Genomic DNA, 24,090 nt, shown 5'->3' on the forward strand with positions numbered 1-24,090 from the left:
TAAGAAAAAATGAAAAAAGGATTATACGAAAAATATTTTAAACGTTTGATAGATTTTATCTTATCTTTAATAGCGATTATTTTGCTATCCCCTATCATTGCTCTGATCAGTGTTCTAGTATATTTTAAATTAGGTTCACCAGTCTTGTTTAAGCAAGAACGACCCGGCAAAGATGAAAAGATTTTCAAAATGTATAAGTTTCGGACGATGACTGATGAAAAAGATGAGCATGGTCAATTATTACCAGACAAAGTCCGATTAACCACGTTTGGGAAGTGGCTTAGATCTACTAGTTTAGATGAGCTGCCTGAACTCGTTAATATTTTGAAGGGAGATATGAGTATAGTTGGTCCAAGGCCGTTACTGTCCAAATACTTACCGCTATACTCTGAAGAGCAAGCAAGAAGACATGAAGTTAGACCGGGATTGACAGGCTATGCTCAAGCTAATGGTCGAAATTCTTTAAGTTGGGAAGAAAAATTTGTGATGGATGTTGAATATGTAAAAAATGTTACCTTTTTTGGTGATGTTAGAATTATTCTTCAAACGATCCGAGCTGTATTTAAAAGAAATGGAATTTCCTCAACTGAGTCGGAAACAATGGAAGAATTTAAAGGAAACAAATGAAAAAACTTGCGATTATTGGAGCTAGTGGTCATGGTAAGGTAGTTGCTGATATTGCTGAAAAAAATGGTTACACTGATATTGTTTTTTTAGATGATTTTTCTACGGGAAACTGTGCAGGTTACCCTATTATTGGTACCTCTTCTCTTATTAGTAAACTAACTGAGTGTAGTTTTATTATTGCTATTGGTAATGCTAAAATTAGAGAAAAATTTCAATTGCAACTTGAAGATAAGTCTATAGCAACTTTAATACATCCGAATGCAGTTATTTCGCGACGCGTGCACATCGCAGAGGGAACGGTTGTAATGGCTGGAGCGATAATTAACTCCGATGTTAGTATTGGTAGAGGCTGTATTATTAATACTGGTTCTTCGGTAGATCATGATTGTATTGTCGGTGACTATGTACATGTATCGGTTGGTGCACATGTGGCAGGGACAGTCGCAATTGGTAGCTATACGTGGATAGGTGCTGGAGCGACAATTGTTAATAATATAAGCATTACAAATGACACAATGATAGGTGCTGGAGCGGTAGTAGTTAAGGATTGTAGAGAATCAGGAACTTATATTGGTATTCCAGCGAAAAAAGAAAGATATGAGAATATTAATTTTAGCGAACAATGATGTTGGATTATATAAATTCAGAAAAGAATTAATTGAAAAACTCCTCTTGACAAATGATGTCTTTATTTCCTTGCCACATGGTGATTTAGTAGAAAAGTTAGTTGAAAAGGGCTGTCAATTTATTGATACACCTATTGATAGGAGAGGAATAAATCCACTTCGTGACATAGTGACTGTTATTGCCTATTATAAATTACTACGAAAAATTAAACCAGATTTAGTTATTTCATATACGATTAAACCTGTTATTTATGGAGGTATAATAGCTAGGCTATTGAAGTTAAAATATGTTGCAAATATAACAGGTTTGGGAACGGTATTCCAAACAGAAAATTGGCTAAAGAAAATGGTAGTAATGTTTTACAAAGTAGCTCTCAAAGGAGTATCAGTTGTCTTCTTTGAAAACACCTCGAATAAAGAAGTATTTGTAAAATCTGATATTATACCCGATTTCAAGGGACATGTTTTAAATGGAGCCGGAGTAAATCTTGATGAGTATCCGTTACTTCCTTATCCAACCGATGAAAGTGAAACGCGCTTGCTTTTTGTTGGAAGGGTTATGGAAGAAAAAGGTATCGTTGAGTTGCTAGACGCTGTGAAAGAACTGAATTCTGAAGGCCTAATGATTAAATTAGATATTGTAGGCGGTTTGGAAGAAAATTTAAAACCTCTTCTTTTAGATTTTGAAGCAAAGGGATTTGGAAAGTACCATGGTTTTCAACATGATGTACAGACCTTTATCAGAAAATCACACGCTCTTATACTTCCATCATGGCATGAGGGTATGGCTAATACCAATTTAGAGGGTGCTTCAAGTGGGCGACCGATATTGACAAGTAATATTGCTGGTTGTAAAGAAGCAGTTATTGAAGATATAAGTGGCTTCCTTTTTGAGGTTCGAAATAAAGACAGTCTAAAAAAACAGATGAAAAAATTTATTTTGTTAACTAACTCTGAAAAACAATCAATGGGAGAGGCAGGGAGAGAGCATATGATTGAAAATTTTGATAGAAAGAAAATTTGTAATGACACAATTCAGAATTTATTTAGTATCTAAATTTTGAGTTTTCGTATTTTACATTTTTAGGAAGTTTTTTTAAATGATAGCAGTATCAGTATATTTCTTATTAACGCTTTTGGGGTTACTTGTTCCAAGGAGTAAATTTGTTGCTAGTCTTCAATGGCTTGTACTTACAGTATATATTGCCTTTAATACAGGTGGTATGGATATGAATAATTATAAAAGTATGTTCCTATATAATGGAAGAAATTTTCATTTTGATCCATTATCAAAAGAGTTTCTATATAGTTGGTTAGAGTTTGAGTTTTATCAGAGAAATTTTGATTTTGTTGGCTTTAACTCGATAATCATTTGTGCTTTCTCACCCATACTTTTATATTTCGTCTTAAAAAACTCAAAATTACCTTCACTTGTAATGTCATTTATAATGGTTTATCCTGGAATTGAGTTAGTCATACAAAAACGTAACACTTTGGCATTATTCATTTTACTTTTTGGTATTAATGCCTTGTTGAATTTTAAGAAAAATAATAAACTGATTTATATAATTTGTACTGTAATTGCAAGTTATATACATAGCTCTTTTATTGTTTATATATTAGTTTTGTTAATTCCCAAAATAGAGATTGATAGGTTTAGGATTTTGATATGGCGAATTTTTCCCCTGATCATAATAGCAACTCCACTTATTCCGAATATTGCTCGTTTGTTTATGAGTGAAGGTGTCTTTTATACTTATTTTGTTGATGAAGCAATGAGTCTTAACTTTTCAAAGGCATTATTTTTTATGTTGATGCAATTGTCAATTTTTTTTGTTTTTTTAAAACTTTTTGAATTTATTGAAGATGATGTCAATAGGCAATGGGCATTTAAATTCCTGTGTTTTTCTTTTTTATTTATAACAACATATTTTTTTGGTTCGAATTTTGTTAGAATTTACCGAAATTTACTAATACTATTTTACTGTTCTTCGCTTATTTCTGTTCAAAATATGGAAAGGATTTTACAAGGAAGATTGAATATTTACTATTTTATTTTAATAGTTCTACTTTTGATAAATTTTTCAGTATCATACCTTTTTGGTCTCGGTTGGGATATGGTTGCAAAACCAATTTTTATTGAAAATTTACTTATAGAGCTGTTTTTACATTAATCAAATAAAAGAAGGATTGAAATTTGAAAAAAATTACTATAGTAATACCAGTTTACAATGTTCAAGGATATTTAAAAGAATGTCTGGATAGTATAGTCGAGTTTTTAACTTCTGAAATAGAAGTTATTATTATTAATGATGGCTCTACTGATGACAGTGAGTCTATTTGCTTAGATTATTGTAGGCGATTTAAACATATAAAATATATTTATCAAACTAATCAAGGTTTATCGGCAGCCAGAAATGCTGGAATAAGGTCTTCAAATGGTGAATATATACTCTTTATTGATTCCGATGATTTTATTAATGGAAAAGTTATTGATAGCTTAATAGATAGAATAAAATCGCCTAAGGATATTATATTTTTAAGAGCAGTTAAGTATTACGGGAATAATAATATTAAAGATTTTGGAGAAAATTATAATAGAGACGATATTTTTAAAAAGAGTCAAGTAGAGGTATTAAAATATCTATCTGGTTTTAGAAAATTCCCAGGGTCAGCTTGGAATAAATTAGTTCGGCGAGACTTTTTAATTGATAATAATCTTTACTTTGAAGAAGGTTTATATTCTGAGGATTTAGAGTGGTCTTTCCGTTTATTTAATGTTGCAAAGATTTTCGATTCAGTAGATAATGAAGTGTATTATTATTATCGTTGTAATCGGGAAGGATCGATAACAAATACAATAAGCCAAAAAAATATAGATTCATTACTTTATATACTAAAAAAGTACATAGATTTTCCATTCGCTCAAGATATTAGGGAAAGTTTGTATTCATTTTTATCTTATGAGTATCTTATAGCGGTATACTTATTATCCAAAATAAAACTTGAGAATAACGATATCATTAGCGAATTAGAAGAAATAAGGAAAATTCTGTGGAAATCTAACAAACTAGAGTATCGATTAATTTATGTACTTATTAGTATTTTTGGATTAAAATTTATTAGTAAATTATTAAAGATGTGGAGAGATTGATGAATAAATATTGTATAATCATTCCGTACTTCGGAGAATTCCCAAACTATTTTCAATTGTTCTTAAACTCTGTTTCCTATCAAAAGTGCTTTGATTTCTTTATTATTACAGATAATGTAAAAGAATTTGATTATCCTTCGAATGTCAAGGTAATAAACAAAAAATTTGAAAAAATAGTTGAGGAGATAAAGTTTAGAATCGATGAGAAGTGTAAAATTACACATCCACAAAAATTATGTGATTATAAACCAACATATGGTTATATTTTTTCGGAATATATTGAAGGCTATACTTATTGGGGACATAGTGACCTTGATTTAATTTTTGGTGATTTAGATAATTTAGTTGCTCCCATTCTAGAAAGTGAGCAATATGATAAAGTATTTAATTTGGGACATTTGACTTTTTATCGCAATATTGAAAAAATCAATAAGTTATTTTTAGAAGAGATTAAAGAGAAAGGTGAAAAAAGTATTTTTTTTTCTGAACGTAACCTAAAATTTGATGAGGAAAAAGGTGATTCCATAAACAAGTATGCAGAGAGTTTTGATTTGAATATTTACAAGAAACAGTTAGAAGCTGATATATATACAAAAAGTCAGAAGCTATTCATTGACAAATATGATTTTGATAGTAATACTCATATGGTTGATAAAACAAAGAGAGTCTTTTCGTTTAGCAATGGTCACGTTTATGGCACTTACAAAAAAGGAGATAAACTGATTACTGATGAATACTGCTATATTCATCTTCAGAAAAGGAAAATGGCTATTGGAATTGTGAACAATGATAAATTTATTATTGCAGCAAATCGTTTATATTCAATTGAAGGACTTGATTCTCTAACAGAGGAGAACTTCAAAATAGTGAGGACATATTTTTTTAATTTACACTATTTTAGACTAAGAATTATGAATTTGAAAGTTAAACTAATTCGATTGTTAAGAGGATAGGATTTAGTAAATATGAAAGTTAGTATTATTATCCCACTGTTTAATAAAGAAAAATACATTAGGGAATGTTTAGAGTCTGTTTTAAACCAACTACATAAAGATATTGAAATAATTGTAGTTGACGATGGATCGACAGATGGGAGTGCAGAACTAGTCAAGGAAATGCAGGCATCTTGTATGAATATTGCTTTATTCTGTCAAGTTAATTCTGGTCCTTCAAGCGCAAGGAATGTTGGATTGAAGAACGTTACGGGTGATTATATACTATTTCTTGATGCAGATGATTTTCTAGCAGAAAATGCGATTCCATCCTTAATCTCATTATTTCAAGAATATGATGTAGATTTTATAGAGTTTGGTTCTTCCCAAAATACGGAAGTGAAGTCTTTTGATACTGTAAAAGAGGTAGTTGTTGGTAGAAATAATCTTTTAAAGAGTTTGTTGAAAGATGGTGGAATTAAATCCTTGGTTTGGGGAGCTATCTACAAGAGAAAAGTTCTTGAGAATTGTTTTTTCCCTGAAAATATTATATTGGGTGAAGATAGTTGCTTTAAGCTGGATGTTGTATTAAATTCACAAACTGCATTAATTATTGATAGTAATTTATATGTAAATCGAATTTTATTTGATAATACGTTAAGTAGGAGGGAATTGACATCTGAACTTTTAGATTCGATTTATCTATACATTTGTTATTATGAAAATAAACTCAGTGATATTTCCGAGATAGGATCTTATTTAAGAACCAGATTGTTTATAATTGCAGCATCATATATTAATAATGTTTATTTGAGTTCTAAAGAGGACAGTTTAACAAAGCAGTTATTTTTACTCGATAAAGTAGCATATAAATATTTAATTGGAACATCCATAAGAAAGTGGAAACATATTCTTATTTATTTACTTTATAAAACAAATAAAACTGTATATTTATTTGTAATAAGTAAAATAAAAAAATAAATGATACATTTAGGAGGATTAAATTTTGAAAAAAATAGGTATCATTACAATCAATGATTATGCAAATTATGGGAATAGACTCCAAAACTATGCAGTTCATAAAATCATTTCAAATCTTGGATTAGAGTGTGAGACGATTAAAAATTCACCAGTTATTATAAATAATAATTTATTAAGCAAGATAAAAAAATTAGGAAAGAAAATATTACGAAAAGAGTCTTATGAACAGATTTACTCGGAAAGGATAGAGGTATTTAAAGATTTTACAAACAAGTATATTCCTGAGACACAATTCACAATAAGTCCTGATAATATTCCAAGTGATTTCAATAATTATTATGATTACTTTGTTGTGGGGAGTGACCAAGTTTGGAATCCAGAATTTCGATTTGGTAGCAAAATCGATTTTTTAACATTTGCCGACAATCAAAAAAAAATAGCTTTTAGTGCAAGTTTTGGAGTATCTAGTATACCAAGTGAATTTGTTAAGCAATATTCAGAATGGTTAGCCCAATTTTCTCATTTATCAGTTAGGGAAGAGCAAGGAAAAAATATTATTAGAGAATTAAGTAATAGAAATGCTGAAGTTCTACTCGATCCTACAATGATATTGCCAAAAGAAAACTGGGAAGAATTAATTTTATCAGAATCATTGACTCGACAAACAAATTACATTTTAACATATTTTTTAGGACCTATATCAAGTGAGGTTGAAGAAAAGATAAATTTTATTGCTCAAAAAACAGGTCGTAAAATTATTAATTTAAATAATCGTTCTGATGTAGAGTATTTCTCAATTACTCCTATTGAATTTATTAATTATATTAAAAATACTGATCTTTTTTTCACAGACTCATTTCATGGAGTAGTCTTTTCAATAATTTTTCAAAAGAATTTTATTGTTTGTGGTAGAATAAATATAGGTGTATCAATGAACTCAAGAATTGAAACTCTACTTAGTAAATTTCAATTAGAAAATCGCAAATGGGAAACGATGAAATTTGAAGAAATTGAAACATTTTTTAGTTGTTTCGTAAATAAAAATGTTAGTCAAGTATTACAAAGTGAACAAAAAAAAGCAAGTGATTATCTAAAAAATGCTTTTAAATTATAGATTGTAGAAAATAAAATAGCTAGATTGGAGTTCAATTGGATACTAAACAAATAAAATTCGGTGTCATTCTTTCCTACATTTCAAAGATAATTGGTATGGCAATAAATTTTGGTTTTTTACCCATAATGATTAGAGTATTGGGAACTACAGAGTACGGCATTTATAGTATTGCTCAATCTATAGTATCGTATTTAGCGATACTAGATTTTGGCTTTTCAAGTGCATACGTTAGATTCTATTCTAAGAGTATAAAAGAAAATACTACAAAAATAATCAACGGAACTTTTTTAATTCTGTTTCTGATATTAGGAGCAATTGCTACTATTTGTGGAATTATCATTTCACAAAATTTAGGAGTGATTTTTGGATCTGGTTTAAATAGTGAGGAGCTTGAAAAAACAAAAATTCTACTATACCTATTGATATTTAATCTTTTTGTTTCGTTTGGAACTTTAATATTTAGTAATTATGTTATTGCTACAGAGTCGTTCATAGTGCAAAATTGTATTCAAATTGTTAAGCAAATTTCTAGTCCATTTATTAGCTTACCTTTGTTATTTATGGGATATGCCTCTACTGGTGTCATTATTTCTCTTATCTTTTCAAATATTTTGGCTTCAATACTTTATTTAATCTACTCATTAAAATTTCTAAATATGAAATTTGATTTTTCAAATTTACATATAGCAACTGTTCTTGAGGTAGGTAAATATTCAGTATTTATCTTTATCAATTTGATTGTAGATCAGATTAATAATAATGTAGATACTATTTTGTTAGGACGACTTATTGGAAGTTCAAGTGTAGCTGTTTATAATATTGGTTATAATTTACAAACATATTTTGTTCAAATTTCGACAACGATATCGACTTTATATATTCCTAGAGTGCATAAGATGGAGGAAGCGAGGGTATCGAATAGTGAGTTTTCTGATCTATTTATAAAGTTAGGTCGAATTCAGTTTATGCTATTATTTTTTGTAGTTTCATTATTCTTATTTGTTGGAAAATTTTTTATAAAAATTTGGGCAGGTGAAGATTTTGCTGATGCTTACTTTGTTGCATTACTATTAATGTTTCCGATATTAATCCCACTAATTCAGAATATTGGTATTGAAATACAAAGAGCAAAGAATTTACATATGTTTCGATCGTGGTTGTATTTTGTAATCGCTATTTTTAATGTTACAATTTCATTCATTTTAATCCCAGATTATGGTGCAATTGGCGCATCAATTGGAACAAGTCTTTCTTATATCGTTGGAAACGGTTTGATAATGAATTGGTATTATAAAAATATAATTAAACTGGATATCAAACAATTTTGGATTCAAATCTTAAATATTTTTAAAGCACTCATTTTTCCAGTGATAGCTGGAATAGTAACTTTATCATTTTTTGATATAAATAATATATATAATTTTTTAATTTTTTCTCTATTTTACTCCATTTTGTATGCATTCTTTTTGTTAGTTTTTGGATTAAATTCAGAAGAAAAATTATTATTGCGTAGTTTTATAAAATAGTGAAAGGAAAAAATTTTGAAAAAGTGTTTTAGATATGGGAGTAGCTTAAAGTCCTATAATGAAGCTAGCGGAGTGTGTTCATACTTCTACAATTCAGACATAAAATTGAATGAATTTGGAGTGTATGAAGAGGATGATTCGATTATGACAGAAGGCTTATCGCCCAATGCAACCATTAATCTAAATGAGTCATTAGTTGCAACAGAGCTTTTCGGTAGTACAGAAGATATTAATTTTGATAAAAAAATCGGTTACTATACTTCGCTTTATATTGGTCATGTTTTGGAGGGAAGTTACAGAGAGAAAGCGAGTTCAGGTGGTTTTGGTACTTGGATTTTCAAACAACTCTTTGAAAATGATTTGATTGATGGTGTAATTCATGTTAAAGAAAATAAAAATGGTACAGATGTCATGTTTTCCTATCAAATTTCAAATAGTTTAGATGAGATTAGAGAAGGTGCAAAGACCAAATATTACCCTGTAGAACTTTCAAATATTTTAAAAATTGTTAAAGAAACACCAGGTAGATATGCTGTTATTGGAATTCCAAGTTTTATATATGCTTTAAGGTTGCTTTCAAAGAAAGATCCTATAATTGACAAAAGATTGAAATTTATGATTGGTTTAGTGTGCGGTCATCAAAAAAGTAGTAAATTTACGGATTTTTTAGGATGGCAGCTAGGATTTAAACCGGGTGATATTACATATATAAACTATAGAAAAAAACTAGAAGGAAGACGTTCGTCAGACTATGGAATTGAGATACATGGATATATAAACAATCGTTATGTAGAAAAAATCTCTCCAATCTCTGATTTAATGGGACAAGACTGGGGTCAAGGTTGGTTTAAAACGTTTGCTTCAGATTATTCAGATGATGTATTTAATGAAACAGCTGATATTGTATTAGGTGACGCCTGGCTTCCAGAATATACTTCAGATAGTAAAGGTAATAATATTATTATTGTTCGTAATACGATTCTTGATAAAATTATTCGTGAGTCCTTAAATTTAGGTAAGATAAAACTAGATATTGTGGATGTTGAAAAGATATATCAATCTCAAGAATCGCATTATAGGCATACTCATGAAGAGTTAGCATATAGATTATATAAACGTGATAAAGAAGGGATTGATTATCCAATAAAAAGAGTTCAGTCTTCAAATAATATATCGTTTGGAAGAAGATTAATTCAAGATTTGCGAGAAATTATTTCAATTCGTAGTCATATATATTTTAAAAGGGCTGAAGAATTAGGGGACATCAATTATTTTATCAACAGAATGAAACCTCTTCAATTTATATATTTACTCACTAACAAATTAATCAGATTGCTATCATAAATAGTGGTTTAAAAAAAGTTTTCACTGTTTTAACCCACATTATATCAAACTAAGACTAAGTAAATTCTTAGGCTTATCCGACGGTGGTTTTCGAAAGGAACCACAAAAACGACCCCGAAAGAAGTCGCTTTTATCGAAATTTGGATCAATAACTATCCCAAAAAATGTTTGGGCTATAAGTCACCGAGAAAATTTCTTATAGGTGGCTAACTCGGAATTTAAATTTGCCGATTTCCAGCCTAAAGTCTGCATAGGGAGTCGATTGGAACGGTACAGAGAGGTTTTCATCTGCTTGATGAGGTCGTCATAGGAATAGAAGTTCAAGTACTGGTAGAAACGTCGGTTATCATTTCGATGACTGCGTTCAACCTTGCCATTATGTCTTGGTGTTCGAGGACGAATCAGCTTGTGCTCCATACCCAGTTCCTGACAAAGTAAGTCTAGTGGGTGAACTTGTTTGGTTTCTTTGAAATGGGTGAACTCGAAGCCATTATCCGTTTGGAGGATTTTGGGTTTGTAACCAAAGTGTTTAATAGCCATTTTGACGAACTGAGCAGTTGAGTAGGACGACTGCTCTTTGAAAGGGAATACAAAGCGTTCTCGGCTGGCCTCATCAATGACGGTATACTGGTAGAACTTGTCAGGTAGTTTTCCTGTATAGCAGTGAGTCGGTACGTATTTGACATCCATTTGCCACTTGATACCGAGTTTAGTCGGCGTGTCATATGGTTTCGGTACATAAGGTTTTTTCTTTGTTTTAGGGGATTTGAAGAAATCCAGCCTTCTCAAGATTCGAAAGAGCGAGCAAGGGTGCCTATCATATCCCTTGTTGGTTTTGAGCTTGTAGAAGATTTCGATGAGTGTTGCGTTTGAATTTCTGCGGATACAATTTTTGATCCATGTCAGTTCTTGCTGGGTATGAGCCTTTGGATGCGGTGTTAGAGGGCGATGAGATCGGTCTTTCAGCGATTCTTTAGTTCCATCAAATCACTTATTCCAGCGCATAAGAGAGGCTTTTGAAACTTTGTAACGTCGATAGATGAAGGCGACAGAGGCACCATTTTGGTAGGTTTTAACAGCGTGGTAACGTGTTTCTAGAGTATGTGGTAAATAGCGAAGATTTTGTGATATACAAGTCATGAGAAGATTCCTTTTTTGATGAGTGGTGGTACTCTTATCATATCAGGGAATCTTCTTTTTGACTTCTAGAAGTCTCACATCTATTGTAACGCTACAAGAAAAAATTTTCCCACAATCAAAAGTTATTGACTTAAAGAGATGGTTGGGAACTTAAGATAAGTATAATTAAGGGATATCATAGTATCATTTGCTTTTCGTCCGTTTGTTTTCAATGCAATGATAGTTTTTGAGAGGACCTCTTGGTCTTCTCTTTTTATCACCTAATAGGTCAGTTGTAGAGAAATTTTGTGGCATACTGTTAGTATCACAAAAATTATTAGAATTGGGGAAAAGAAAAATGAGATTTTCTATATTGAAAAAATGTATTTGGAGAATTAAGAATTATATCCATAATTATGATAAAAAATGGGATGAGCTAGCTCCTGACGTTAATTCAATGGATCAGTTTGTAGCAGAGATATTAAATAGTGAACCTTTAACCTTTCTTCTTGGAAATAGTAATGAGTTTACAGTGGAATATCAGCTAGCACATTATTGTGCAGAATATATCAATCCAATTCTACGTAGAGGTGAGGAGCATCCAGACATTGAAAAATTTTTAGCAGCCTTTGCCGAAAAAGAGATAAAAAAAGATATTGTGTTATATCGAGGAATTTGTCCAGAAGTATTTATAACAAATATGAGAGCGGCAGAAGGTATAGAAGGAATCGATTTATATGATAAAGCATTTTTAAATACTTCATTGATCAAAGGGGCAGAATTAAACTATGAAACGAAAATCCGCATACTTGTCCCTAAGGGAACTCGCGCAATTTATGTCGGAGGGGTTAATAATGAAAATTATTTTTACGAAGTCATTGTAACCAAGGGTGCGAAATTAAAAATATTATCAAAGGACAAACACTACTACAATTGCAAATTGATTACTACAGATTAATCATTTGTAGAGCTATTACTGAAAACGTAATCGTACAATACTAGCTCTACGTCGACTATTATGGGTAAAAGTCAGAAATGATTTATAGTAGTCTAAAATGTCTTCAAAATTGAAAGTACTGGAGTAAAGCGTTGTCATGATATAAGATTGCTTGTCCTACTATAAATCTTGTAAATCCATCATCTAAATAGTCATCTAATATTGACTGAATTTCATGAACCTGTTACTATCGATATAATATATTTATAGAGGTGATAGAATTAATAGGCTAATAAAAAATATAAAGGAATTTAGTAATAAAGTTAGTCTTCTATATTGAGTGAATTGAAATTTTACTCTGCAATTATTGTTTGATAAATTCAGATCATACAAATTGCAGTTGATTGTAACAAATGGTATACTCTGTATATCATTTGTTTGATGAGGTGTTAGGATGAGCAACATTATGTTTTCAGTTGAAAAATTTAAATCGATAATTTTTAAAAAAAGAAAACAGTTAGGCTACTCCCAACAAGAACTGGCTCATGCGACTGGGATTAATCGTGCTATGATCAGTAAGATTGAGCAAGAGGACTACCTTCCTTCTATTCCTCAGTTGGAGAGCTTGGCTCAGACCTTGGACTTTGATTTGTTCTCCTTGTTTGTTGCTCAAAATGAAGGCACAGAGGTAACAATTCCCAAAACAAAAATTGCTGTCGCAGGTACGGGCTATGTCGGTCTGTCTAATGCCGTTCTCTTGGCGCAACACCATCGAGTAGTGGCGGTCGATGTGATTCCTGAAAAAGTTGAGTTGATCAATGCTAGGAAATCACCGATTCAGGACGACTACATTGAACAGTATTTGGCGGAAAAGGACCTGGACTTGGTTGCGACCTTGGATGCCGAAACAGCCTACAAAGAAGCCGAAATTGTCATCATAGCTGCACCGACCAATTATGATAGCGCGGAGAATTATTTTGATACCAGTCATGTGGAGGCAGTCATTGAGACAGTGTTGAAGGTCAATCCTCAAGCTCTAATGGTCATCAAGTCCACCATTCCTGTAGGCTTTACGCAGTCGGTTCGTAAAAAGTTTGGTACCAAGAACATTCTTTTCAGTCCAGAATTTTTACGGGAATCCAAGGCCTTATACGATAATCTGTATCCTTCTCGGATCATCGTTTCCTTTGAACCCGATGACACTCCAGAAGTTATTGCAGGTGCCAAAAAAGTTGCGATGCTCTTGCAAGAAGGTGCTCTGAAAGACCAGATTGAGGTCCTGCATATGGGGGCAACTGAAGCCGAAGCAGTCAAGCTCTTTGCCAATACCTATCTGGCCTTACGGGTTTCGTACTTTAATGAATTGGATACCTACGCAGAACTGAAGGGCTTGAACTCCGAATCCATCATCCGTGGGGTTGGTTTGGATCCTCGTATTGGAGAACATTATAACAATCCTTCCTTTGGCTATGGGGGCTACTGCCTGCCTAAAGATACCAAACAACTTTTAGCAAACTACGATAAGGTCCCTCAGAATATGATGACTGCCATTGTGGAATCCAACCGTACTCGTAAGGATTTCATTGCCGATCAAGTCTTGAAATTGGCAGGATATTACGACTATTCAGGCCATGATCAATTTCATCAGGAAGTGGAGAAAGAGATTACGATTGGCATTTATCGCTTGACCATGAAGAGCAATTCGGACAATTTCCGTCAGAGTTCGATACAAGGGGTGATGAAGCGCTTGAAAGCCAAGGGGGCTAAGGTCATAATTTTTGAACCTAGCTTGGAAAATGGTTCGACCTTCTTTGGCTCCAAAGTTGTCAACAACTTAAAGAAATTTAAGGAAATGAGCCAGGCGATTGTGGCCAATCGCTATGATGTCAGTTTGGATGATGTGGCAGACAAAGTCTATACACGGGATATTTTTAGACGGGATTAAGGGAATTCCTGTCTCCTCAACGTGTGCTATGGGAATCCCGCAAAACGTTCAGTTGTCACTAATAACTTGGAGAATTGAATGAAATAATGATAAAAAAACGTTGCATGTTATCAGAAAATGGTTGCATGCATTTTTTCATACAATGTCGTGTTAATGGCTTTAAATTCCTTGATTTTGTAATTTTTTTAAGATATAATAAAGGGTAATTGTGTGAAAGGAGTAGTATTGTGCCAAAGGATTTTGAAGATAAAGACACACAATCTGCTAGTTTTCGTGATCAGATATTAAGAGAACTAGAGGAATTGAAATCAAAACGCCAAAACACAGATTCGGACCTTCCGAGTAGACAGGATATTGTTGAATCCTTACAAGAATCTACAGAGAAGAAGCAAGCAACTCCAACGCATCTGCCTTTGACAGAAGCCTTGGAACAAACAAAAGAAACAGCGCCACAAACCATTCGGATTAACAAGATTGCTTTTGAGGACGAGGTTGGCCTTGAAGAAACAAAGGTTATACCAAAGATTGCAGAAGATTTGCCTCCGAAAGCGGTTGAAGTGGATTTGTCGGTCAAGGAAGAAGAAGTTGAACTGCCTCCAATCGCGCCAGAATTTTCTCAAGAAGAGGGGAACGAGACAGTAGAACCTCCATTGGAAGATACGGTTGAGCGCAGTCTGCAACAGTTGCGGACCATTGCGGCTGGAATGGATTATCCGGAAATAGCCGAAGAAGAGCCACTTCCTCAACCTGAACCGATGATTTTACCTCCATTGGAAGATGAGCCGGTATTTACAAGAGATGAGGTAGAGGTTGCTCCTGCAGTAACTCCTCAACCTGAACCAGTGACTCCTGTTGTTGAAAAGGAAGAACCCTTGGCAAGAAGACGCGGTGCGACCAAGCAAGTTAAGAAGAAACAAGATAAAACAGCTAAGAAAATTGTCGGGACCATTGTTTCCTTAGTTGCCTTGGCCCTGGTGGCTACCTTGGTTGCTGGTTTCTTCTATGTCAAGTCAAGCTTAGAACCAGTCAATGTGGAAGCTTCAGAGACTATTCAAGTGGAAATTCCAGAAGGTTCTTCTACTAGTCAAATTGGTCAAATTCTTTTAGAAAATAAGCTGATTAAGAATGCGACAGTCTTTAACTACTTCTCTAAATTAAAGAGCTATAATAGCTTCCAGAGTGGTTTCTATAATTTGAACCAGGCCATGTCTGTAGAAGATTTGGCTAAGAAGTTGCAAGAGGGTGGAACTCCAGTCGCTGAAAAACCTGTATCAGGTAAAATCCTGGTTATTGAGGGGTACACTATTGAGCAGATTGCCCAAGCGATTACTCAAAATAGTGCTTCAGAGGATGAAAAAACGGAATCTCCATTTAGCTCGGATGCCTTTATGGCAACGGTTCAGGACCCAGCTTTCATCACGCGAATGACAGAGACTTATCCAGACCTCTTTGCAAGCCTGCCTGCAGCGGATAGTGGTGTCAAGTATCAGTTGGAGGGGTATCTCTTTCCAGCTACTTATGAGTATTACGAAGACACGACTGTTGAGCAATTGGTAGAAGATATGATTGCGGCGACCAATACTGCCTTGCAACCATACTATGCGGAACTTCCAAACAAGGGCTTGGATGTGAATTCAGTATTGACCATGGCTTCACTGGTTGAAAAGGAAGGTTCTACAGACGAGGACCGTCGGAATATCGCAAGCACTTTCTACAATCGTATGAACATTGGCATGCCTTTGCAGTCTAACATCGCTGTTTTGTATGCAATGGGCAAATTGGGTGAGAAGACAACCTTGGCTGAGGATGCAGGAATCGACACTGCGATTGATTCACCTTATAACAACTACGTACACCTGGGTCTAATGCCTGGTCCTGTAGGAAGTCCAAGTTTAGCAGCTATTCAGGCGACCATCAATCCAAACCAGACAGACTATCTCTACTTTGTAGCAGATGTGACGACTGGAGAAGTGTATTTTACCGCTTCATTTGACGAGCACAATCAAAACGTTGAAACACACGTAAATAGCAAATTAAATAATCAATAAGGTTGAGGCAAAATTATGTGGATTTTCCGCATAATTTTGTTTTCATCCCTGACAAACATGAAAAGGAAGTAAAAATGGCAGAAAAAACCTATCCAATGACCTTGGAAGAAAAGGAATTGTTGGAAAAAGAATTAGAAGAACTGAAGTTGGTCCGTCGTCCGGAGATTGTGGAGCGTATTAAAATCGCCCGTTCTTACGGAGACCTTTCGGAAAACTCTGAATACGAAGCAGCTAAAGATGAGCAGGCTTTTGTAGAGGGTCAAATTTCAACTATCGAGAACAAGATTCGTTATGCGGAGATTGTCAATAGCGATGCTGTTGCAGCAGACGAAGTGGCTATCGGTAAGACCGTTACAGTTCAAGAAATTGGTGAGACAGACGAAGATGTTTATCACATCGTTGGTGCTGCTGGTGCGGATGCCTTTGCCAATAAGATTTCAAATGAAAGTCCTATCGGTCATGCCTTGATTGGTAAGAAGACTGGAGATGTTGCTCTGATTGAGACACCAGCTGGAAGCTACCAGGTGAAAATCTTGAATGTTGAAAAGACAAAATAAAAGTGTGGGGAGAGTCGAAAGATTCTCTCTTTCTCGTCTCGTCAGTACCTGCATTTCTAGCCTGAATTCGGACTAAAAATATGGTAAAATAAAGAGATTGAGAAAGTTGAGGTTGTAATGAAACAAGCAAATAAAAAAGGAAAGAAAACAAGGCGGCCGACCAAGGCTGAAATAGCCCAACAAGACAGGGTCAAAAAAATCTTGATTCGGATTTTCGGCGTTCTATTCATTATTTTGACAGCTAGTCGGCTGGGTGCCTTTGGTGTGACGGCCTACAATGTCTTCCGCCTGCTGTTTGGTAGCCTATCCTATCTAGTCCTGGCAGGACTTCTAGTCTACTTTGTCTTCCCCCAATTTTGGCAGCGCAGAGAAGGGATGATTTCGGGCTTTTACCTGATTGTGGCCGGTCTCCTGATAGGCTTTCAGGCCTATTTGGATGTTTCTTACAGTGGGTCGGACCTCTTTACCTATAGTTTGCGGCTGAGTTTGAATGAGCTGTCGCGTTTTCAGGTCAAGGAGTTTTTGGGTGGAGGCCTGCTGGGTAGCGCCTTCTATATGCCCATTGCCTTCCTATTTTCTAATCTAGGCTCCTTTTTCATCGGTCTTCTCTTGATTGCCTTTGGTATTTTCTTTATGAGTCCATGGTCTGTCTACGATGTGGCCGATGGCCTGGCAGTTCTCAAGGATAAGATGACGGAGGGCCAGTTAAAAAGGGCAGAGCTTCGGGAGTTGAAGCGGGCCGAGCGAGAAGAAAAACGCCAGCTAGAATTGGCTCGTTTGGAGGAAGAGCGCCTGCGTTTGGAGGAAGAAGAATCACTAGCCTTGGATAGGCCAGTCGATTTGGAAACGGGTGAAATTCTAGACGCAGAACCAGTTCAAGTGCCCATTATTTCAGAATACGATCATTTAGAAGAGGTAGAAGATGAATTTCCAGTTATGCTGGTTGAGGATGAGGAACCACAGCTAAGTGCCGACCTTCCAGAAGAAGTGGATGATGTCGAAGTTCAAATCGACTTCAAACCCAAGCTCAAGCAACGCTTGGCCTACAAATTGCCGTCCATTGACCTCTTTGCGCCTATCAAGGCTAAAAGCCAGTCCAATGAAAAACGTCTGGTCCGCCAGAACATTAAGATTTTGGAAGACACCTTTGCAAGCTTTGGTATCAAGGTAGTTGTAGAGCGGGCAGAAATCGGACCGTCGGTCACCCGTTATGAATTAAAACCCGCTGTCGGTGTCCGTGTCAATCGGATTTCCAATTTGGCGGATGATTTGGCTCTGGCTCTAGCTGCCAAAGATGTCCGTATCGAAGCGCCAATTCCGGGCAAATCCTTGGTCGGTATCGAGGTGCCCAATTCCGAAGTGGCTACGGTGCCATTCCGTGAACTTTGGGAACAATCTAAGACGGATGCTAACAAACTCTTGGAAATTCCGCTTGGAAAGGCAGTCAACGGCTCTGTCAAATCCTTTGACCTTGCCAAAATGCCTCACTTGCTGGTAGCAGGATCGACCGGTTCTGGTAAATCTGTCGCGGTCAACGGTATTATTTCTTCTATTTTGATGAAGGCCAGTCCTGACCAAGTCAAGTTTATGATGATTGACCCCAAAATGGTTGAATTGTCGGTCTATAATGATATTCCCCACCTGCTCATCCCTGTTGTGACCAATCCTCGTAAGGCAGCGCGCGCCCTGCAAAAGGTGGTGGACGAGATGGAGAAACGCTACGAACTCTTCAGTCATATCGGCGTCCGCAACCTTGAAGGCTACAATGCCAAGGTTGAGGAATTTAACAGCCGTTCCGAGGAAAAACAAATTCCCCTACCTTTGATTGTCGTTATCGTGGACGAGTTGGCTGACCTGATGATGGTCGCTAGCAAGGAAGTGGAGGATGCCATTATCCGTCTGGGTCAAAAAGCTCGTGCGGCGGGCATTCACATGATTTTAGCAACCCAGCGTCCGTCCGTTGATGTTATTTCAGGTCTGATCAAGGCAAATGTGCCGTCTCGTGTGGCTTTTGCGGTCGCATCGGGCACGGATTCGCGGACCATTTTGGGAGAAAATGGCGCCGAAAAACTCCTCGGTCGCGGGGACATGCTCTTCCATCCTATTGGCGAGTCGGCTCCAATTCGCTTACAAGGCTCCTTTATCTCGGATGATGATGTCGAGCGGATTGTCAGCTTTGTCAAAGACCAGGCCGATGCCGAATACGACGAGTCCTTTGATCCGGGCGAAGTAGCAGAAGGCGATGGTGGTTTCGATGACAATGGCGGAGCTTCTGAGGGTGACCCGCTCTTTAATGAGGCGCGTGCCCTCGTCATCGAAACGCAAAAGGCTTCCGCATCTATGATCCAGCGCCGCCTATCGGTCGGTTTTAACCGCGCAACCCGTTTGATGGAAGAATTAGAGGCAGCTGGTGTCATCGGTCCAGCTGAAGGTACCAAACCTAGAAAAGTATTGGAGACACAGTAATGACCTTTGAAACGGTGCACCACCTAGCCATTATCGGCAGTAATTATGACAAAACCAGAGAATTTTATGTGGACAAATTGGGCTTTGAACAGCTGGACGAGCATATTCGCCCAGAAAAAAATGACATTCTTTTCAATGTCAAAAAGGGCAATCTGGTCTTGGAGATCTTTATCAAGCCTGACGCTCCCTTGCGCCCCAAAATGCCTCAACCAGAACACACTGGCCTGCGGCATTTAGCTTTTAAGGTCGCAGATGTCGGGGCCTGTCTGGCGGAGTTTGACCGCTTGGACATTCCCCACGAAACCCTGCGATATGACGATTTTGATGGCAAGAAGATGGCCTTCTTCTTTGACCCAGATGGTCTACCATTAGAAATTCATGAATAGAAAAAATCCCTTCTGACAATTTCTCAGGAGGGATTGCTTATTTTTGGGTAAAGATGGCGACGAGAAGACCGATGTACATGAGAAAGGTCAGGAGAAAACCAGCTCTCCAGTAAACCTTGAAAAAACGCTTGTAGTCTAATTCTCTTTTTTTATAGAGAGTGCCAGTTAGCAGAATCAGCAAGAGCAGAGAAAGAGCTAGCAGTAGGTGGGGTAGCAGGCTGCTGTAGTAGAGCTTATCTGTTAGGATGATAAATTCAAAAGCGAACATAGGAAAAGCCAGGTCAGCAAAGTTCCAACCCCTCTTATTTAACTTTAATAATTTGACAAATAGAATTGAAATAATCAGCGTAACAATTGGATAAACAACCGCTGCAATTTTCAGTAATAACATACTTATATTCTATTAAAAAAATAAAAAAAAGTAAACATAAAGCTTGCATTTTTCCTGAAATCGTGTATAATAAAAAGGTATGTGTAAATGCGCATATTTGTGGGAGGTAAAAATCTTTAATTACCGCCAAAACCACAATAGGAGGATTTTATATCATGGCTAAAAAAGTCGAAAAACTCGTAAAACTTCAGATTCCTGCAGGTAAAGCTACTCCAGCTCCACCGGTTGGACCAGCACTCGGTCAAGCAGGTATCAATATCATGGGATTCACTAAAGAGTTCAACGCTCGTACAGCTGACCAAGCTGGTATGATCATCCCAGTTGTTATCTCTGTGTATGAAGATAAATCATTCACTTTCATCACTAAAACACCACCAGCTGCTGTTCTTTTGAAAAAAGCTGCAGGTGTTGAAAAAGGTTCAGGTACACCAAACAAAACTAAAGTTGCAACAGTTACTCGTGCACAAGTACAAGAAATTGCTGAAACTAAAATGCCTGACTTGAACGCTGCATCTCTTGAAGCTGCAATGCGTATGATCGAAGGTACTGCTCGTTCTATGGGATTCACTGTTGCTGACTAAGCAGTAGCACCCAAGATTATCTGATTACAAGGAGACATATAACATGGCTAAAAAAAGCAAAAACTTGCGTGCTGCTCTTGAGAAAATCGACAGCACAAAATTGTACAGCGTAGAAGAAGCTGTTGCTCTTGCAAAAGAAACTAACTTCGCTAAATTTGATGCGTCTGTTGAAGTTGCTTACAACTTGAACATCGACGTTCGTAAAGCAGACCAACAAATTCGTGGTGCAATGGTATTGCCAAACGGTACTGGTAAAACTTCACGCGTTCTTGTTTTCGCACGTGGTGCTAAAGCAGAAGAAGCAAAAGCTGCTGGTGCAGACTTTGTTGGTGAAGATGACCTCGTTGCTAAAATCAACGGTGGTTGGTTGGACTTCGACGTTGTTATCGCAACTCCAGATATGATGGCTGTTGTTGGACGTCTTGGTCGCGTACTTGGTCCACGTAACTTGATGCCAAACCCTAAAACTGGTACAGTAACAATGGATGTTGCTAAAGCAGTTGAAGAGTCTAAAGGTGGTAAAATCACTTACCGTGCTGACAAGGCAGGTATCGTACAAGCTCTTATCGGTAAAGTATCATTTGACGCTGACAAACTCGTTGAAAACTTCAAAGCTTTCCACGATGTAATGGCTAAAGCTAAACCAGCTACAGCTAAAGGTACGTACATGACTTCAGTATCAATTACAACAACACAAGGTGTTGGTATCAAAGTTGATCCAAACTCATTGTAATGAGTAGAAGGACTGTCTTCGGGCAGTCTTTTTCTGTTTGAAAATACCTGAATTTTAGTGTATAATATGTCCAGGCATATCAAGGGGGTTAGTATGAGAAAAGCAAATTCTGACGAATTTTACAGCCATTTATCTGCTGTTTACAATTTAGAAGAAGGTATTATTACGGATGTCTTGCGTGAGAAGATTGTGGAGTTTGCGCAGAAATTAGACAAGTCGGATAATCTCTATCTCTTGGCAGATCAACTCTCTGTTTTTGTCAATGCAGAAGTGACTGCTCTGACCTGGCGGGCGCCCAAGGAACTGGTTGAATTGGCCCGCTATATCCAAGATTTGCAAGTAAGCTACAATCGCTATGTCATGGGTTTAAACAGCCTATAGGAGGAAATAGAATGACAGATTATGTGAAACCACAGGTATGGAAGTGGGAAGATGAAAATGACAACCGGACTGGTAACCGTCCTACCGCAGGTAGCCGTTTTGAGCAAACCTTGCCCAAAGGCGACAAGCCCTTGCAGGTCTACTCACTTGGAACACCCAATGGTATCAAGGTGGCTATCATGCTGGAAGAACTCAAGGAATTGGGGATATCGGATGCGGCTTATGACCTGTTTTTGATTGAAATTGGCAAAGGCGACCAGTTTGGTTCAGATTTTGTAGACATCAATCCAAACTCAAAAATTCCTGCCATGGTGGATTATTCAGGGGTAGATCCTGTCCGTGTCTTTGAGTCTTCTCATATTTTGCTCTATTTGGCTGAGAAATTTGATGCCTTCTTGCCAAGGGACTGGGCAGGTCGCACGGAAGTCCTCAATTGGCTCTTCTGGCAGACTGGTGCAGCACCCTTTGTTGGCGGTGGTTTTGGGCATTTCTATCACTACGCGCCAACTGCCCAAGAATATCCGATTAACCGCTATGCTATGGAGACCAAGCGTCAGCTGGATGTATTGGACCAACTATTGGCGACCCGTCCCTATATTGCTGGCGACGAATACACTATTACGGATATTGCCATCTGGTCTTGGTATGGTCGTCTGGCTCAGGGCAATCTCTATCCAGGTTCCAAGGAATTTTTAGATGTTGCTAGCTATCAGAACCTCAATCAGTGGGTGGAGAAAATTGCTAAGCGTCCAGCAGTTGCACGGGGCTTGGCGGTGGAGTACCAAAAATTGGATGCATAAATTTTAGAAGGGGATTCGTTTGGAAATCTCCGTTTTCTCAGATATTTTTCTATAAAAATCCCCGATTTTATGATAAAATACTAAGGATGAAATAGAGGAGAGAGATGATGAAACCTAAATACGAACGTATTCTAATCAAACTATCTGGAGAGGCCTTGGCTGGTGAACGTGGTGTCGGAATTGACATCAAGACAGTTCAGGAAATGGCCAAGGAAATCCAGGAAGTGGCTGAGTCTGGTGTGCAGATTGCCCTTGTAATCGGTGGTGGGAACCTCTGGCGTGGGGAGCCTGCAGCAGAAGCTGGTATGGATCGTGTACAAGCAGATTACACAGGGATGCTGGGAACAGTTATGAATGCCCTGGTGATGGCGGATTCCCTCAAGCAGCTTGGTGTGGATACTCGTGTGCAAACAGCTATTTCTATGCAGTCTGTGGCAGAGCCTTACATTCGCGGTCGTGCTCTCCGTCATTTGGAAAAAGGTCGTATCGTTATCTTTGGTGCTGGTATCGGCTCACCGTATTTCTCAACCGATACGACGGCTGCTCTTCGTGCAGCAGAAATCGAAGCAGATGCCATTCTCATGGCTAAAAATGGGGTCGACGGTGTTTACAATGCAGACCCTCGTAAGGATGCCAATGCGGTTAAGTTCAATGAATTGACCCACCGTGAAGTTATCCATCGTGGTCTTAAAATCATGGATGCCACAGCATCAACTCTTTCAATGGACAATGACATCGACCTGGTTGTCTTTAACATGAATGAGCCAGGCAATATCAAACGTGTTGTTTTCGGTGAGCCAATCGGTACAACCGTTTCTAACAAAGAAGAAAAATAAAAACAAAAAGAAAAGGATATTTTATGTCGAAAGAAATTATTGCCAAAGCGCAAGAGCGTATGAATCAATCTCACCAGAGCTTGGCGCGTGAATTTAGCCATATCCGTGCAGGTCGTGCCAATGCTAGTCTCCTGGACCGTATCTCTGTGGATTACTATGGAGCGCCAACACCGCTCAACCAGTTAGCTGGTATCACAGTGCCAGAGGCGCGTGTTCTTCTTATCACACCGTTTGATAAGTCTATCTTGAAAGATATCGAGCGTGCCTTGAATGCGTCTGACCTTGGCTTGACGCCACAATCTGACGGTACAGTTATCCGCTTGGTTATCCCTGCATTGACAGAGGAAACACGTAAGAACTTGGCAAAAGACGTGAAAAAAGTGGGTGAGAACTCGAAAGTAGCTATCCGTAACATCCGTCGTGACGCTATGGACGAGGCCAAAAAAGCTGAGAAGGCCAAAGAAATCACGGAAGATGATTTGAAGACGCTTGAAAAAGATATCCAAAAAGTCACTGACGATGCGATTAAGACCATCGACAAGATGACAGCTGACAAGGAAAAAGAACTCTTAGAAGTTTAACCAGCACAAGGGGAATGGGAGGACA

23 protein-coding genes and 3 pseudogenes are annotated in these 24,090 nt (G+C 37.0%); 23 read left to right on the top strand and 3 right to left on the bottom strand.

The annotated features are described in order from the left end of the window. Positions 1-9: 9 nt before the first annotated feature. The 11 genes and pseudogenes from ACVC7T_RS02495 to ACVC7T_RS02545 form a co-directional block, all read left to right on the top strand. Positions 10-627, top strand: a complete 618-nt coding sequence (locus ACVC7T_RS02495) for a sugar transferase (RefSeq protein WP_447262413.1) — start codon at positions 10-12, stop codon at positions 625-627. After that, positions 624-1,253, top strand: a complete 630-nt coding sequence (locus ACVC7T_RS02500) for an acetyltransferase (RefSeq protein ID WP_447262414.1) — start codon at positions 624-626, stop codon at positions 1,251-1,253. Before ACVC7T_RS02495 ends, ACVC7T_RS02500 begins: the two co-directional genes overlap by 4 nt. Further along, positions 1,225-2,310 (top strand): glycosyltransferase family 4 protein, encoded by a 1,086-nt coding sequence (locus ACVC7T_RS02505; RefSeq protein WP_447262415.1) that lies wholly within the window; start codon positions 1,225-1,227, stop codon positions 2,308-2,310. Before ACVC7T_RS02500 ends, ACVC7T_RS02505 begins: the two co-directional genes overlap by 29 nt. A 43-nt stretch (positions 2,311-2,353) precedes the next feature. Further along, positions 2,354-3,427 (top strand): EpsG family protein, encoded by a 1,074-nt coding sequence (locus ACVC7T_RS02510; RefSeq protein ID WP_447262416.1) that lies wholly within the window; start codon positions 2,354-2,356, stop codon positions 3,425-3,427. 23 nt (positions 3,428-3,450) lie between these two features. Continuing rightward, positions 3,451-4,407, top strand: a complete 957-nt coding sequence (locus ACVC7T_RS02515; RefSeq protein ID WP_447262417.1) for a glycosyltransferase family 2 protein — start codon at positions 3,451-3,453, stop codon at positions 4,405-4,407. Next, positions 4,407-5,360: a DUF6625 family protein gene (locus ACVC7T_RS02520; RefSeq protein ID WP_447262418.1), complete on the top strand. Its 954-nt coding sequence runs from the start codon at positions 4,407-4,409 to the stop codon at positions 5,358-5,360. Before ACVC7T_RS02515 ends, ACVC7T_RS02520 begins: the two co-directional genes overlap by 1 nt. Before the next feature lie 12 nt (positions 5,361-5,372). Beyond that, positions 5,373-6,320 carry a glycosyltransferase family 2 protein gene (locus ACVC7T_RS02525; protein WP_447262419.1) on the top strand — a complete coding sequence of 316 codons (948 nt, stop codon included), beginning with the start codon at positions 5,373-5,375 and terminating at the stop codon, positions 6,318-6,320. Between the two features lie 25 nt (positions 6,321-6,345). Continuing rightward, entirely contained in the window at positions 6,346-7,434 is a 1,089-nt protein-coding gene (locus ACVC7T_RS02530; protein ID WP_447262420.1) for a polysaccharide pyruvyl transferase family protein, read from the top strand. A gap of 35 nt (positions 7,435-7,469) precedes the next feature. Beyond that, a complete protein-coding gene (locus ACVC7T_RS02535; RefSeq protein ID WP_447262421.1) occupies positions 7,470-8,960 on the top strand; it encodes a lipopolysaccharide biosynthesis protein in 1,491 nt (496 codons plus the stop codon). A gap of 144 nt (positions 8,961-9,104) precedes the next feature. Then, positions 9,105-10,304 carry a Coenzyme F420 hydrogenase/dehydrogenase, beta subunit C-terminal domain gene (locus tag ACVC7T_RS02540; RefSeq protein WP_447262422.1) on the top strand — a complete coding sequence of 400 codons (1,200 nt, stop codon included), beginning with the start codon at positions 9,105-9,107 and terminating at the stop codon, positions 10,302-10,304. A gap of 69 nt (positions 10,305-10,373) precedes the next feature. Next, positions 10,374-10,514 (top strand): annotated as a pseudogene (locus ACVC7T_RS02545) (IS30 family transposase); the annotation flags it as partial. Here the strand turns inward: ACVC7T_RS02545 and ACVC7T_RS02550 are convergent. Beyond that, a pseudogene (locus ACVC7T_RS02550) lies at positions 10,485-11,444 on the bottom strand (DDE-type integrase/transposase/recombinase). The pseudogenes ACVC7T_RS02545 and ACVC7T_RS02550 overlap by 30 nt on opposite strands. A gap of 96 nt (positions 11,445-11,540) precedes the next feature. Further along, positions 11,541-11,683, bottom strand: a pseudogene (locus ACVC7T_RS02555) (IS30 family transposase); the annotation flags it as partial. Positions 11,684-11,781: 98 nt separating this feature from the next. Here ACVC7T_RS02555 and ACVC7T_RS02560 point away from each other — a divergent pair. From ACVC7T_RS02560 to gloA2, 6 genes are all read left to right on the top strand, one after another. Continuing rightward, positions 11,782-12,381 carry an ADP-ribosyltransferase gene (locus ACVC7T_RS02560; protein WP_447262423.1) on the top strand — a complete coding sequence of 200 codons (600 nt, stop codon included), beginning with the start codon at positions 11,782-11,784 and terminating at the stop codon, positions 12,379-12,381. 433 nt (positions 12,382-12,814) lie between these two features. Then, complete coding sequence (locus tag ACVC7T_RS02565; protein ID WP_447262424.1) at positions 12,815-14,305, top strand: nucleotide sugar dehydrogenase; 1,491 nt, start codon at positions 12,815-12,817, stop codon at positions 14,303-14,305. Between the two features lie 227 nt (positions 14,306-14,532). Then, positions 14,533-16,353 (top strand): endolytic transglycosylase MltG, encoded by a 1,821-nt coding sequence (gene mltG / locus ACVC7T_RS02570; protein WP_447262425.1) that lies wholly within the window; start codon positions 14,533-14,535, stop codon positions 16,351-16,353. 74 nt (positions 16,354-16,427) lie between these two features. Then, positions 16,428-16,910: a transcription elongation factor GreA gene (gene greA, locus ACVC7T_RS02575; RefSeq protein ID WP_257117986.1), complete on the top strand. Its 483-nt coding sequence runs from the start codon at positions 16,428-16,430 to the stop codon at positions 16,908-16,910. Between the two features lie 117 nt (positions 16,911-17,027). Beyond that, positions 17,028-19,376 carry a DNA translocase FtsK gene (locus ACVC7T_RS02580; RefSeq protein WP_447262426.1) on the top strand — a complete coding sequence of 783 codons (2,349 nt, stop codon included), beginning with the start codon at positions 17,028-17,030 and terminating at the stop codon, positions 19,374-19,376. Beyond that, entirely contained in the window at positions 19,376-19,762 is a 387-nt protein-coding gene (gene gloA2 / locus ACVC7T_RS02585) for an SMU1112c/YaeR family gloxylase I-like metalloprotein (RefSeq protein WP_447262427.1), read from the top strand. Before ACVC7T_RS02580 ends, gloA2 begins: the two co-directional genes overlap by 1 nt. Before the next feature lie 37 nt (positions 19,763-19,799). Here gloA2 and ACVC7T_RS02590 read toward each other — a convergent pair whose 3' ends face one another. Further along, positions 19,800-20,153, bottom strand: a complete 354-nt coding sequence (locus tag ACVC7T_RS02590) for a DUF3397 family protein (protein WP_105161054.1) — start codon at positions 20,151-20,153, stop codon at positions 19,800-19,802. Between the two features lie 155 nt (positions 20,154-20,308). Here ACVC7T_RS02590 and rplK point away from each other — a divergent pair, with 155 nt between their 5' ends. The 6 genes from rplK (at position 20,309) to frr (ending at position 24,065) form a co-directional block, all read left to right on the top strand. Further along, the gene (gene rplK, locus ACVC7T_RS02595; RefSeq protein WP_105161053.1) at positions 20,309-20,734 is read left to right on the top strand and encodes a 50S ribosomal protein L11; all 426 of its coding nucleotides are present in this window, start codon (positions 20,309-20,311) and stop codon (positions 20,732-20,734) included. Positions 20,735-20,777: 43 nt separating this feature from the next. Continuing rightward, positions 20,778-21,467, top strand: a complete 690-nt coding sequence (gene rplA / locus ACVC7T_RS02600; RefSeq protein ID WP_004194879.1) for a 50S ribosomal protein L1 — start codon at positions 20,778-20,780, stop codon at positions 21,465-21,467. 93 nt (positions 21,468-21,560) lie between these two features. Then, positions 21,561-21,848 carry a hypothetical protein gene (locus tag ACVC7T_RS02605; RefSeq protein ID WP_125265738.1) on the top strand — a complete coding sequence of 96 codons (288 nt, stop codon included), beginning with the start codon at positions 21,561-21,563 and terminating at the stop codon, positions 21,846-21,848. 11 nt (positions 21,849-21,859) lie between these two features. Then, positions 21,860-22,648, top strand: coding sequence for a glutathione-dependent disulfide-bond oxidoreductase (yghU, locus tag ACVC7T_RS02610; protein ID WP_447262428.1), 789 nt, complete (start codon positions 21,860-21,862; stop codon positions 22,646-22,648). Positions 22,649-22,752: 104 nt separating this feature from the next. Next, positions 22,753-23,484 (top strand): UMP kinase, encoded by a 732-nt coding sequence (gene pyrH, locus ACVC7T_RS02615; protein WP_161943050.1) that lies wholly within the window; start codon positions 22,753-22,755, stop codon positions 23,482-23,484. A 23-nt stretch (positions 23,485-23,507) separates the two neighbouring features. Continuing rightward, the gene (gene frr / locus ACVC7T_RS02620) at positions 23,508-24,065 is read left to right on the top strand and encodes a ribosome recycling factor (RefSeq protein WP_105111144.1); all 558 of its coding nucleotides are present in this window, start codon (positions 23,508-23,510) and stop codon (positions 24,063-24,065) included. Positions 24,066-24,090: the final 25 nt, after the last annotated feature.

This window comes from Streptococcus sp. P25B114, assembly GCF_053010325.1.